We start from the raw sequence: 13,222 nt of genomic DNA on the forward strand, positions 1-13,222 counted from the left end.
GCAGTTTCCCGCTCGAAAGCAAAGATCACGTGGCGGCGAGCAACGCCGCCACGAATCCTTCCAGACCGTTCCGGTCCTCCTCATCGAATCGCGCCAGCTTCGGGCTGTCGAGATCGAGCACACCGATCAGCTCGCCGTCGCGAACCATCGGCACCACGATTTCCGAGTTCGACGCCGAGTCACACGCGATGTGACCTGCGAACTCGTGCACATCACGCACGACCTGGGTCTTTTTCTGCGCAGCGGCGGTTCCGCACACGCCTCTCCCTAGCGCGATACGCACGCATGCGGGTTTGCCCTGAAAGGGGCCGACCACCAGCTCGCCGTCCTTGAGTAGATAAAAGCCCGCCCAGTTCAGATCGGGCAGCGAGTGATAGAGCAGCGCGGCGCTGTTGGCCAGATTGGCGATCCAATCGGTCTCATTCTCAATCAGAGCGCGCAGCTCCTCGACTAGTTGCCGATAAAGCACTGACTTTGGTTGGGTGGGGTCGATGTGGCTCTCATGCATGGCGCAACTCGATTATTACCAGTAAAGGCATTGTACTCCGCAGTGTGATCCCGCTTCTTCAGCAATGTCGACGGCGCGTGTAGGCTGCGCACGGCTTCGATCTGTAACAAACATCAGCGGACGAACTATGGAGCCGGGAGTCAGCCCCGAGCCCGCGCCGAGCGCGGCCCTCGATCCCACGCCGGATCATGCAAACCCTGCTGCAATCATCCGACGCGACCTGCCGCCAGGGGAAATCATCGGGCGCTATCGCATTGTGCGCCTGCTCGGACGTGGCGGCATGGGTTCGGTGTATTTCGCCGAGCGTGCCGATGAGGAATATCAGCAGTCGGTGGCGCTGAAGGTCGTCGAGTGGTGCCCTGCAGTCACGGACCTCGCGGCTCGCTTCCGTGCGGAGCGACAGATTCTCGCCCGTCTGTCGCACGAGAACATCGCGCGACTGCTCGACGGCGGTCAGATGTCCGATGGCACGCCGTATCTGGTGATGGAGCACATCGCCGGCACACGCATCGATCACTACTGCAAGCTCGGCCGGCTCAACACTGCAGCCAAGCTCAAATTGATGCAGCAGGTCTGTGCGAGCGTGCAGTACGCGCATCAGAATCTGGTGATCCACCGCGATCTGAAGCCTTCGAATATTCTGGTCACCGATCAGGGCGTAGTGAAGCTGCTGGACTTCGGTGTCGCCAAGCTTCTGAGCGCGGGCCGCGGCACCGATCATTCGACGACACAGCAGATCGATCGCGTGCTGACGCCGGATCATGCCAGCCCGGAACAGTTGCTCGGCCAACCGGTCGGCACGACGTCGGATATCTATGCGCTCGGCGTGCTGCTGTATGAATTGTTGAGCGGCCAGCGGCCGTTCGAGTTCGCGAACCTGTCGTTGAGTGAGATCTCGCGAATCGTCGGTCTCACCACTCCCGCACCGCCGAGTGCGCGCATTCGCACCGAAACGGATCGGCGGGGACTCGCTGCCGAGCTGCGCGGCGATCTCGACAACATCGTGCTCAAAGCCATGCATCGCGATGCCAATCGTCGCTATGCATCGGCGGCGGCGCTTGCGGCGGACATTCAGAATTATCTCGATGGCAGGCCGGTCCAGGCGCGACCGGACACGTGGACATATCGCGCCCGCAAGTTCCTGCGTCGGAACATGTGGGCGGTGGGTGGCGTGACGGCGTCGGTGCTGATGATCGTCACGCTCATCTCGTTCTACACCGCTCGGCTTTCCGAGGAGCGCGACATCGCGCAACGCGAGCGCAAGGCCGCCGACACAGTTGCTGAATTCATGATCGACGTGTTTCGTCGCGCCAATCCCAATGAAACACGGGGCGCGGAAGTGACAGCACGCGATGCGCTCGACGCCGCGGCGGCGCGCATCGATCGCGATCTCACGAATGAACCGCGGCTGCGTCTGGCGCTCATGCGCAAGATGGGCCAGTCGTACAGCGGCTTGGGTTTGATGCCCGAAGCGTTGAGCTTGATGGAACGACAAGTCAGTGTGGCGCGCTCGCTGTTTGGCGAGACCGATGTCGAGTTGGCGCGGGCATTGGAAGCACTCGGCCATGTGCATCACTCGATGTCGAAATTCACGTTGGCCGAGCAAGCGTTCGGCGAAGCGGAGCTGATCCGAATCCGCCTGGGTTTGGAGCACGATGCTGAATGGGCGCGCTTGCTGCACTCCATCGCCGCCAATCTTCGCGCCGAACAGCGCTTCGAGGACGCGATCAAATATCACTTGCGAGCCGAGGCGGGGGCGCGCGCGCTGCCCGCATCAGAGCACGGAACACTTGGCAATGTGCTGCAAGGATTGGCATTCACGTACGGCGAGTCGGGCGATTACGTCAATGCTGAGCGCTATGCACGCGAGGCGTTGCCGCTGTTGGATGGTGCCGTTTATGAAGGTCACGACCTGTACGCCAACGGTCTGAATACGCTGGGCTACATTCTGCGGCGGCAATTCAAGCTCGATGAGGCCGAGCCGCTGTTTCGACGGTTCGTCGCGCGGCAGATTGAAATGCTCGGCAAGAGTCATTTCCTCGTGGCACGTGCGCAGAACAATCTCGCGACGCTGTTGCGAGCGAAGGCGGATTACAAGGGCGCCGAGGATGCGCTGCTCGAAGCGTTGCGCATCTACGAATCGGGGCGCGAGCCGGACCAATTGGATCTCGCCATCGCGCATCACAATCTGGCCGGTGTGTACCGTGAAGCCGGTGACTTCGAGCAGGCGCTGCAGCAGGCGGATCAGGCGATTGCGTTCAAGCGCGAGGCAGTCGGGCCGGGGAGTCCGCAGTTGGTGAGTTCGTTGCTCGAGAGAGCTGGTGCCTTGCGCGAGCAGGGAAAACTCGCCGACGCGCGCGTCGCGCTCACTGAAGCGCAGACCATTGCAGCTCAGCGCTTCGACCCGAAGGATCGGCGGCACGTAATGATTACCATGGAGCGTGGTCGTGTGAATCTCGCCATGGGCAACACCGCCGATGCAAAGAACGATCTCGAAGATGCCGTCGCCAGTCTGCGCAAGCAGGACGAGCCGGTACGGCTGGCAGAGGCGCTTTGCGTGTTGGCTGACATGCACAGCGAGGCTGGAGATGCCAACGGCGCGCGGACCTTACTCGATGAGGCCGCAAGCTTGCGGCAAAAGATCATGCCGCCTGCACATCCTGCTCTGGCAGCGGTGCAACGTCAGTTGCGTGACCTGGAAAAGCCCTACCCCCTCGTTCAGTGAATTCTGGCGACTTGTCGAGGGCTGCGGCGCGATGCATGTTCAGGCAATCATCCTGCGGCTTCGTGCATCGTCGGCGCGCGGCGCATCGGCAATAATGCCGACCGCGACGATTGATTGAGTATCGAGGTCACCATGCAACAACGTAAATTGGGTTCTCAAGGGTTGACGGTGTCGGCGCTCGGCCTGGGCTGCATGGGCATGGCTCAGGTTTACGGCGAGAGCGACGATGCCGAGTCCATCGCGACCATTCACCGTGCGCTCGAGCTCGGTGTGAATTTTTTCGATACGGCTGAAGTGTATGGGCCGTACATCAATGAAGAGCTGCTCGGCAAGGCGCTCAAGGGCAAGCGCCAGCAGGCGGTCATCGCGACCAAGTTCGGGTTCGATCTGACTTCCAAGGACCGGCTCGGCGCCGTCAACAGCCGGCCGGAGAATGTTTTCAAGGTCGCGAACGAAAGCTTGCAGCGGCTGGGCACGGATTACATCGATCTGTTTTATCAGCATCGCGTCGATCCTGCGGTACCGATCGAAGAGACGGTCGGTGCCATGGCCGAGCTGGTGAAGCAGGGCAAGGTGCGCTACCTGGGGCTGTCCGAGGCGGGCGCGGCAAACATTCGGCGCGCGCACGCCGTGCATCCGATCTCTGCGCTGCAGAGTGAATATTCGTTGTGGGAGCGCAATCTCGAGCCCGAGATCATTCCGCTGATTCGCGAGTTGGGCATCGGCCTCGTGCCGTATTGTCCGCTCGGTCGCGGATACCTCACGGGCACGGCGCCGCGGCTGGACTCGACGCTCGAAAGTGATTTCCGGCGTCGCGATCCGCGCTTTCAGGGCGAAAACTACGATCGCAATCTGCACCTGGTCGAAGAAGTGAAGGCCGCGGCCACGAAGAAAGGCGTGACGGCAGCACAGGTTGCGCTCGCGTGGGTGCTGCAGAAGGGCAACGACATCGTGCCGATTCCGGGCACGAAACGGCGCAAGTATCTCGAAGAGAATGCCGCCGCCGCTTCAGTCACGCTGACGCCGCAGGAGATGCAGCAGCTCGACGCCATCGGCGAGGAACAAGTGTCCGGTTCTCGCTACAGCGAGGCGTTCATGAAGCTGGTCGATCGCTGATCAGGCGCGGTCGAACGGGAACGCGAGCACGGCGTCGATATGTTTGGCGCCGGTCGCACACATCACGAGGCGGTCGAAGCCGAGCGCGACACCGGAGCATTCCGGCAGTCCATGCTCGAGCGCCGCGAGGAACCGCTCATCCATCGGCATCGGCGGTAAGCCGCGTTTGCTGCGCTCGGCGAGGTCGCGTTCGAATCGAGCGCGCTGTTCGGCGGCATTGGCGAGCTCGTGAAATCCATTGCACAGCTCGAGCCCATCCATGTACGCCTCGAAGCGGGATGCGACCGGGCCGCGAATTTGCGCCAGTGCCGCTTGCGAAGCGGGATAGTCATAAATGAACGTGAGGCGATCGTGGCCGAGCTGCGGGCCGACCAGGATGCCCATGATCAGGTCCAGGCACGCGTCGCGATCGTTCTGCACATCGCGCGGCACTTCGATGTCGGCGCTTTCCAGTCGCGCGATCAGCACCGCCAGCGGGTCGTCGAACGGATCGATGCCGGCGTGCAGCTGCACCGCTTCCCGATAAGTGAGCCGCTCGGAGCGGTCGAAGGCACGTGACGGTGGCAGCATTGCGCCGATCAGACGCTCGACATCCGACATCAAGGCGTGATGGTCCATGCCGAGCCGATACCACTCGATCATGGTGAACTCGGGATTGTGCGAGCGGCCACTCTCGCCGTCGCGATACACCTTGCAGATCTGCCAGATGTCGCCGCAGCCGGCAGCGAGCAAACGTTTCATCGCGTATTCGGGCGACGTATGCAGAAATGTCCGACGGCCGATGGTGGTCGCGGCGACGCTCGCCAGATGCACATCGGTCACGGCAGCCGAGCTGATCGTCGGCGTATCGACCTCGAGCGCGCGAGTGGCGGTGAAATATTCCCGCGCGGCTCGCAGCATGGACGCCCGAACCTCGAGCGTCGCAATGGCCGCTGTCGGGCGCCAGTCGTTACTCATTGCACGATCCGGGCAATGGGACGGCCGAGCTGCACCGTCGAATTCGGGTGCAGCGACGAGTCCCAGTGGATGCGGCCGCGCTCGAACAGCAGCACGACGGTCGAGCCCATGTTGAAGCGGCCCAGTTCCTCGCCTTTGTCGAACTCGTGGCCGACGCCTTTGGCGATGATTTCCGGCTGCTTGCGCCGCCGCGGCGGCGGATTCACTTCACCACAGTGCACGGTTTCGATACTGCCGACGTGCAGCGCGCCGACCAGAATGACGGCGACTCGCCCGATCGGCGTCGTGAACTCACAAATCAGACGTTCATTGCGAGCGAACACTCGGGGCACGGCGCGCGCTGTCGATGCGTTTACGCTGAACAATTCACCCGGCACATAAATGTTCTTGAACGCCGTACCCGCGTACGGCATGTGAATGCGGTGATAGTTGTACGGCGCGAGATAGATGCACGCGAAGCTGCCGTTGCGATACGTGGTGATGGACTCCTCATCGCCGGCCAGCAACTCCTGCAGCGTGTAGTGCTGGCCCTTGGCCTGCAGGATCGACTCGTTCAGCAACTCGCCGACCTGGCTCACGGTGCCGTCAACGGGGCTGGCGATGAATTCCTGCTCGATGGCGATCGGGCGGGCGCCCGGCTTCAGGGCGCGAGTGAAGAAATCGTTGAAGGTGCGATAGGCAAATGGATCGGGCTGCGCCGCCTCGGCCATGTTGATATCGAATAACTTGAGGAAGATGCGCAGGAAGGTGTTCTTGACGAACGCCGACTCGCTGCGCGTGATCGAGTAGATCACGCGCGACATCAGGTGTTTGGGCAGGAGGTACTGGAGCGCGGCGAACAGCCGGTCGCCAGCGCTGACGTTGGGGATTTCGGTCATGAATCGACGGTCATGAGGACGGCGGATAGGCAGCAACCAGGCTGCGATAGTCTTCAGCGATGATGGGCACTTCGTGCGGCGTCGAGGACAGAGCACGCAGTGCGCCGCTCGGGTCGACCACGAAAATCGCGGCGGAGTGATCGACGGTGTAGTTGCCGCCGGGCTGTTCCGAGATCGCCACGGGCACGCCCATCTTCAGCGCAAACTCCTGAACGGCGTCGCCCGTGATCCCGGTGAAGGTCGGGCTGAACGATTTCACGTACTGTGCCAGCCGCTCCGGCGTGTCGCGCTTGGGATCCACCGACACCAGCACGATGTGCGGGCGCTGTTCGGCCGGCAGATCGGCGAGCTTCTTCTCGACCTGCGCCAGCAAGGCGAGCGTCATTGGACACACGTCCGGGCACGAGGTGAAGCCGAAAAACAAAATGCTCCAGTGGCCGCGCAGCTGCTCCAGTCCGAACGGCTGACCTTGCTGGTCGATGAATGCCATGGGCGGCAGCGGCCGGGCCGGCTCCAGCAGCGTGGCCCTGGCCAGGGTGGGGCCGCCGGAGCGATCCAGCAGTGCGCGTGACAGCAGCATGCCTGCCGCTATCGCTACAATAGCGACCAACGCCGCGAGTCCTATCGATTTTGCTCGACTCATTTGTCTCCTCGTGGCGCGAAGTATCGCATGCCCGCCAAGAAAACCGCCCCCAGGAAGTCCACCCCGAAACTGCGTTCCATCCCGGGACGAGCCACCGCGAGCAAGGCCCGTGGGGCAAAAACGCCGGCTTCACCCGTTGCTGGCGCGCCTGAGCCGGCAACAGTTGCGCAGCTCATCAGCTTCGCCGCTGAACGATTTGCGCACGCGGAACTCTGGTTCGGGCACGGCACCGACAACGCCGTCGATGAAGCGGCCGAGCTGGTGTTTTTCGCGGCTGGGTTGCGCCACGACGAAGCGGACGAAGTGTACGGCCAGACGCTCAAGGCTGCGCACCGAACCAAGGCCCTCGGCCTGATCGAGCGGCGCATTCGCGAGCGAGTGCCAGCGGCGTATCTCACTCATCGCATGTGGTTTGCGGGCCATGAGTTTTACGTCGACGACCGCGTGCTGGTGCCGCGCTCGCCGATCGCCGAGCTGATCGAAGCGCGCTTTCGTCCCTGGATCGATCCCACCAAGGTGCGTCGCATTCTGGACATCGGCACCGGCTCCGGCTGTATCGCGATCGCCAGCGCGCTGGCTTTCCCCAAGGCCAAGGTCGATGCGGCAGATCTGTCGCCCGATGCGCTGGCCGTGACGCGCAAGAACATCGATCGTCATGCCCTTCAGCAGCGCGTGCGCGCGGTGCAGTCGGATGTGTTCGACGGCCTGAAGGACGAGCGCTACGACGTGATCGTTTCCAATCCGCCGTACGTGGGCGATGAGGAGCTGGCGGGCCTGCCCGAGGAGTATCGTCGCGAGCCGGTGATGGGCTTGCATGGCGGCAGCGATGGTCTCGACATCGTGCACCGGATCATCGATCAGGCCGCCGCGCATCTGCAGCCGCACGGAATATTGATCGTCGAGGTGGGCAATTCGGAGGATGCGCTGGCCGCGGCGCGGCCCAAAATGCCGTTCACCTGGCTGGAATTCGAGCGCGGCGGCGGCGGGGTGTTTCTGCTTACCAGAGAAGAGCTGACCGCGAAGCGCAAAGAAAGTCTGTAAAACGCGAGCAGGGCGCAGCGCGGGCTTGCCCGGTCTGTGGGTAGAATCCCGGTTGCTCTTTCTGACCAGTCATTAGTCATTAGTCACGAATCACTTCGCTCCGTACATGTCCGGCAACACCCTAGGCAAGCTCTTTACTGTCACCACCTTCGGCGAAAGCCACGGGCCCGCGCTCGGCTGCATCGTCGACGGCTGTCCGCCGGGGCTGGAATTGTCCGAAGCCGACATTCAGCCGGAGCTGGAACGGCGCCGCACCGGCACTTCGCGGCACACCAGTCAGCGCAAGGAGCCGGATCAGGTGAGAATCCTGTCCGGCGTGTTCGAAGGCCGCACCACCGGCACGCCGATCGGGCTGCTGATCGAGAACACGGATCAGCGCTCGCGCGACTACGAAAAGATCAAAGATCGTTTCCGCCCCGGGCACGCCGATTACACCTATCAGCAGAAATATGGCTTTCGCGACTATCGCGGCGGCGGACGCTCTTCGGCCCGCGAAACGGTGATGCGCGTCGCGGCCGGCGCCATTGCTCGCAAATATTTGCGCGAGCGGCTCAGTGTGAGCATTCAGGGATATCTCGCGCAGCTCGGCCCATTGGTGCTCGAGCCGAAGTCGCTGGCGACGGTTTACGACAATCCGTTCTTCAGCCCCGACCCGTCGCGGTTGGAGGAGCTCGAGGAATACATGGTCAACCTGCGCCGCGACGGCGATTCAGTGGGCGCGCGCGTCAACGTGATCGCCAGCGGCGTGCCGGCCGGGCTCGGCGAGCCGGTATTCGATCGGCTGGACGCGGACATCGCCTTTGCCATGATGAGCATCAATGCGGTGAAGGGTGTTGAGATCGGTGCGGGCTTCGCGAGCGTGAGCCAGCGAGGCAGCGAGCATCGCGACGAGATCACGCCGCAGGGGTTTCTCTCTAATAATGCGGGCGGCGTGCTGGGCGGCATCTCCTCGGGCCAGGACATCCTGGTGAGCATCGCGCTCAAACCCACCTCCAGCATCATCGTGCCGGGCCGCTCCATCGATCTGGACGGCAATCCCGTCGAGGTTGTCACGACCGGGCGGCACGACCCTTGTGTAGGACTACGCGCCACGCCCATCGCCGAGGCGATGCTGGCGCTGGTGCTGATGGATCACTATCTCCGGCAGCGTGCTCAGAATGGCGACGTGCAGAGCAAATTCGCGCTTGGGACGCTGCTTCCCGGCGGCGATTGAGGTAGTGTGCGCGGCCCGATTTAGCAAGGTTAGGTTAAAAAGGGGACAGGTCTGAATTCAGGCTGGGCGGCATGGTGTCGCGCAGCCGGTGCATTGGCGAGTAACTGAGTTCTGGAGTCATGAGCAAGCGTTGGAATGTGGCGGTTTTGGGTGCGACTGGTCTGGTCGGCGGCAACATGCTGTCGATTCTGGAACAGCGCGATTTTCCCGTGGGCGAGCTGTTTCCCCTGGCGAGCGCCAAATCCGTCGGCAAAACCATTCGCTTCAAAGGCACAGAGATACCCGTTCTAGACGTCGAGACGTTCGACTTCAGCAAGGCGCACGTCGGCCTGTTCTCGGCCGGTGCCAGCGTTTCCAAAGTGCAAGCCGTGCGCGCCGGACAGGCCGGCTGCGTGGTGGTCGATAACACCTCGCAGTTCCGCTATCAGGATGACATCCCGCTGGTGGTGACCGAGGTCAATCCGCACGCCATCGCGGGCTACAAGAAGCACAACATCATCGCCAACCCGAACTGCTCGACCATGCAGATGCTGGTGGCGCTGAAGCCGTTGCACGATGCCGCCGGCATCGAGCGCATCAACGTCGCGACCTATCAGTCGGTGTCGGGCGGCGGCCAGAAGGCCATGGACGAGCTGCAGTCGCAGACCGAGACCCTGCTCAAGGGCGGCACGGTGACCCCGCAGGTGATCGCCAAGCAGATCGCGTTCAACTGCGTGCCGCAGATCGACGTGTTCCTGGACAACGGCTACACCAAGGAAGAGATGAAGATGCACTGGGAAACCCAGAAGATCTTCGAAGACCAGAGCATCAAGGTGAATGCCACGGCGGTGCGCGTCGGCGTGTTCGTCGGCCATTCCGAGGCCGTGAGCATCGAAACCCGACGCAAGCTCACCGAGGGCGAGGCCAGGGAACTGCTGAGCAAGGCCCCTGGGGTGGTGCTGATGGACGAGCGCAAGCCCGGCGGGTATCCCACCCCCGTCACCGAGGCCGCCGGCACCGATCCGGTGTTCGTGGGACGCATCCGGGAAGACATCAGTCATGACCGGGGTCTAAATCTGTGGATTGTGTCCGATAACGTTCGCAAGGGAGCAGCGTTAAATAGCGTCCAAATCGCCGAGATTTTGGTGAAAGAGTATTTGTGAGCTATAGTTGCGCGCCTAACGTCAGGAAGCACATGAAGTTTTCATGCACTTCGAGGCTTGGGCGCGCTGGTCATCTGTAGCAAGGGCGCTTGCCATAAGGTCGTTGCATAACGCCTTGCGGCAGGCACCCTGACATCGCAAAAGGATGCTTCGGGACACGTACCGGGAGTGCTGATGAGAAGACACCTGCCGCGCCTGCTGCTGACGGGCGCCCTGCTGTCCCCTATGACGCTGTATGCGCTGGGACTGGGGGAGATCCGCCTCAATTCCGCCCTGAATCAGCCTTTCGATGCGGAAATCGAGCTGCTGTCGCCGACTGCCGAGGAGTTGGGCAGCTTGAAAGTCGCCCTGGCCGGCCAGGACGTCTTCTCCCGCTATGGCATCGATCGGCCCGCGTACCTGAGCAACTTCGACTTCGCGGTGAGCCGTAACCGCGAGGGCAAAGCGACCATCAAGGTCACTTCGAATCGTTCAGTCACCGAGCCGTACGTGACATTGCTGGTCGAGGCGAATTGGGCCCGTGGCCGTCTGGTTCGCGAGTACACCGTGCTGCTCGATCCGCCGGTGTTCATGCCGTCGCAGAACCAAGCGCCTGCTCCGGTCACGACGCCGCAGTCGGCGACGACCGCGGAAGGCCGTATCGAGCGTCGTCCGACGCCCGCTCCTGAACCGACGCCAGCGCCTGCTCCTGCTCCGACGCCGCGTGCAACGCCGGCGCCCGAGCCGACTGCCCAGAGCATCGAGCCGTCGACCGATCAACAGATCTTTGCCTCGCCGGGCAGCGAGTACACCGTTCAGCGCAACGACACGTTGTCGAAGATTGCGGCCGCCGCCAACCCCGGCAACCGTCGCGTCAACAACCGCACGATGATCGCGTTGTTCCGCGCGAATCCGCAGGCATTCAGCGGCAACAACATCAATCGGCTGCGTGCCGGCAGCGTGCTGCGCATTCCGGACTTGTCCGAGATCGAAGCGATCTCCAACGACGAAGCCACCGCGGAAGTGTCGCGGCAGACGGCGGAGTGGGCGGGCGGCATCGTCGCCGACACCATCCCCGAAGCCGATCGCCTGCGGCTGGTGACGCCGCAAGAAACAACGACTGCGCCGGCACCGGCGCCGCAGACGCAGGCTCAAGAGCAGCCGTCGCGTCCGTCGACTGCGCCGGGCGCAGCGACGCCGCCGGACCGTCGTCTCGAAGTGGAAAACCCGGGCCTGGCTCAGGCTCAGCGCAATGTCGATCCGACGCCGGTCGAACCGCCTGCCGAAGAGCAGGTGCCCACGGAAGCTGAGGCGCCGACGTCCGACGAGTCGACTGCGGTTTCCGAAGAGCCGGTCGCCGAACCCGCACCGCGACCCGCTCAGGCTCCGGCGGCCGCGCCGGTTGAGCCCGAGCAGACGCTGGTCGAGCGCATCACCGACTACTGGTGGGCGGTGGTCGCAGCGGGTCTTGCCCTGCTGCTCGGTGTTTTGTTCATGCGCCGTCGTCGCGAAGCCGAGGACGATTCACTCGATTCGTTCAATACGCAGCTGGCGTTCGATCCGCCGTCGGAGCGTCCGGCCCGTGCGCTCGCGCCGTCGAGCAAGGGTGGTCGCGCCGATGCATTCCTCGTGGAAGGCGAGGACGACGCGGGTCTGGTGAAGACCAACCTCGACACCGATCTGGATGACGGTCTGGATTTCGATCAGCCTGCGCCGACCACGCGTCGCGAGCCGGCTCGTGGTTTCGAGCCCGCTGCTGCGGCCGCGGCCACCGATTTCGGCGCCGACGACACGCTGAGCAGCGAGTCCGCGGTCCGCTTCGATCAGCAGGACGCGCTGGCCGAGGCCGACTTCCACATGGCCTACGGTCTCTACGACCAGGCCGCGGATCTGGTGAAGATCGCCATCGATCGTGAGCCGTCGCGCCGCGACCTGAAGCTGAAGCTGCTGGAGATCTACTTCGTCTGGGGCAACAAGGATCTGTTCCTCGACACCGCGCGCGATCTGTACGAGAGCCGTGCCGACGAGGCGCCGGGCGAGTGGGACAAGGTCCTGATCATGGGCAAGCAGATCGCCCCCGAGAACGACATGTTCCAGGGCGAGGGCAGCCACGTCGGTCTGGTCGACGTGAACCTGGAAGGCGGCGAGAACCGCGTCGACGTCGATCTGTTCGCCGAGCCGTCGGGCGAGGAGCGCCAGGGCCTGGATCTGGAATTCGCCAGCGGCGAGCGCCGTGGCCCGACGGACGCCACGCAGGTCGCCAGCGACCTGGACTTCCTGCTCGACGAGCCGAACGACGACGACACGCAGGAACAGCGCACGCGCGAAATCGACGCGCTGGCGCGCACGCAGGAAACGCCCACCATCGAGTCGCCGATGATCGATCGCACCGCGCAGACCGTGCGCGAGAAGGTCGACACCGCGCTGTTCGGCAAGGGCACCAGCACCGGCGACACCGCCGAGCTGTCGATCGACGATCTGGGCCTGGATGCGGACTCGCTCGATCAGGGCCGCGCCCTGGAAGACACGCATTCGCTCGACAAGGACACGATCGAAGACGTGCGGCCGTTGCGCGACGACGAGATGACGCAGCTGGCGCCGTCGCTGAGCAGCTTCGATCGCACGATGGAAGCGCCGCGAATCGCGGAGCGCTTCGATGGCGACATCGAGAGCACCGGCACGATCTATATCGACCAGGTGGATCTGACCGGCGGCGGTGGCGACACGGCCGAGCATCCGCGCCCGGATGTGGATTCGACGGCGTCGATGAAGAGCTCGCTGGCGATGACCGACATCGACCTGGATCTGGACGATCTGACCGAGGCGCGCCCCAGCACCGACACCGTGCGTCAGCCGCGTAAGGACGACGACATTTTCTCCAGCGATGTGTTCGGCAGCGAAGAGCGCACGCAGGAAGTGCCGCGCGGCGGGCTCGATCTGGATGTGGGCGAGCCGCTGTTCGCCTCGAGCGAGGACCGCGAGCCGACGCAACGCCTGTCTCTTATACACATCTCCGAGCC

The 13,222-nt window shown here is 63.3% G+C and carries 10 protein-coding genes; 6 read left to right on the forward strand and 4 right to left on the reverse strand.

What is annotated here, in order from left to right:
• Nucleotides 1-25: 25 nt before the first annotated feature.
• Nucleotides 26-508 (reverse strand): GAF domain-containing protein, encoded by a 483-nt coding sequence (locus D0550_RS26660; RefSeq protein WP_116812243.1) that lies wholly within the window; start codon nucleotides 506-508, stop codon nucleotides 26-28.
• Between the two features lie 127 nt (nucleotides 509-635).
• Between D0550_RS26660 and D0550_RS26665 the strand changes: the two genes are divergently transcribed.
• Together D0550_RS26665 and D0550_RS26670 are read left to right on the forward strand one after the other, a co-directional pair.
• Nucleotides 636-3,233 carry a serine/threonine-protein kinase gene (locus D0550_RS26665; RefSeq protein ID WP_161966067.1) on the forward strand — a complete coding sequence of 866 codons (2,598 nt, stop codon included), beginning with the start codon at nucleotides 636-638 and terminating at the stop codon, nucleotides 3,231-3,233.
• Nucleotides 3,234-3,365: 132 nt separating this feature from the next.
• Complete coding sequence (locus D0550_RS26670; RefSeq protein WP_116812245.1) at nucleotides 3,366-4,349, forward strand: aldo/keto reductase; 984 nt, start codon at nucleotides 3,366-3,368, stop codon at nucleotides 4,347-4,349.
• Here the strand turns inward: D0550_RS26670 and epmA are convergent, their stop codons facing one another.
• The 3 genes from epmA to D0550_RS26685 are packed head-to-tail and all read right to left on the reverse strand — an operon-like array spanning nucleotide 4,350 to nucleotide 6,827.
• Entirely contained in the window at nucleotides 4,350-5,306 is a 957-nt protein-coding gene (gene epmA, locus D0550_RS26675; protein WP_116812246.1) for an EF-P lysine aminoacylase EpmA, read from the reverse strand.
• Nucleotides 5,303-6,184 (reverse strand): archaetidylserine decarboxylase, encoded by an 882-nt coding sequence (asd, locus tag D0550_RS26680; RefSeq protein ID WP_116812247.1) that lies wholly within the window; start codon nucleotides 6,182-6,184, stop codon nucleotides 5,303-5,305. The genes epmA and asd overlap by 4 nt, the downstream gene beginning before the upstream one ends.
• A gap of 10 nt (nucleotides 6,185-6,194) precedes the next feature.
• Nucleotides 6,195-6,827, reverse strand: coding sequence for an SCO family protein (locus D0550_RS26685; RefSeq protein WP_116812248.1), 633 nt, complete (start codon nucleotides 6,825-6,827; stop codon nucleotides 6,195-6,197).
• Nucleotides 6,828-6,854: 27 nt separating this feature from the next.
• Here D0550_RS26685 and prmB point away from each other — a divergent pair, with 27 nt between their 5' ends.
• The 4 genes from prmB to D0550_RS26705 all read left to right on the forward strand — a co-directional run.
• Entirely contained in the window at nucleotides 6,855-7,868 is a 1,014-nt protein-coding gene (gene prmB / locus D0550_RS26690; RefSeq protein WP_116812254.1) for a 50S ribosomal protein L3 N(5)-glutamine methyltransferase, read from the forward strand.
• 106 nt (nucleotides 7,869-7,974) lie between these two features.
• Nucleotides 7,975-9,081 carry a chorismate synthase gene (aroC, locus tag D0550_RS26695; RefSeq protein WP_116812249.1) on the forward strand — a complete coding sequence of 369 codons (1,107 nt, stop codon included), beginning with the start codon at nucleotides 7,975-7,977 and terminating at the stop codon, nucleotides 9,079-9,081.
• A 119-nt stretch (nucleotides 9,082-9,200) separates the two neighbouring features.
• Nucleotides 9,201-10,223: an aspartate-semialdehyde dehydrogenase gene (locus D0550_RS26700; protein ID WP_116812250.1), complete on the forward strand. Its 1,023-nt coding sequence runs from the start codon at nucleotides 9,201-9,203 to the stop codon at nucleotides 10,221-10,223.
• A 174-nt stretch (nucleotides 10,224-10,397) separates the two neighbouring features.
• Nucleotides 10,398-13,222: type IV pilus assembly protein FimV (locus tag D0550_RS26705; RefSeq protein ID WP_116812251.1), on the forward strand; the 2,825-nt coding region annotated here is incomplete at its 3' end.

The sequence above is a fragment of the Steroidobacter cummioxidans genome, from assembly GCF_003104955.1.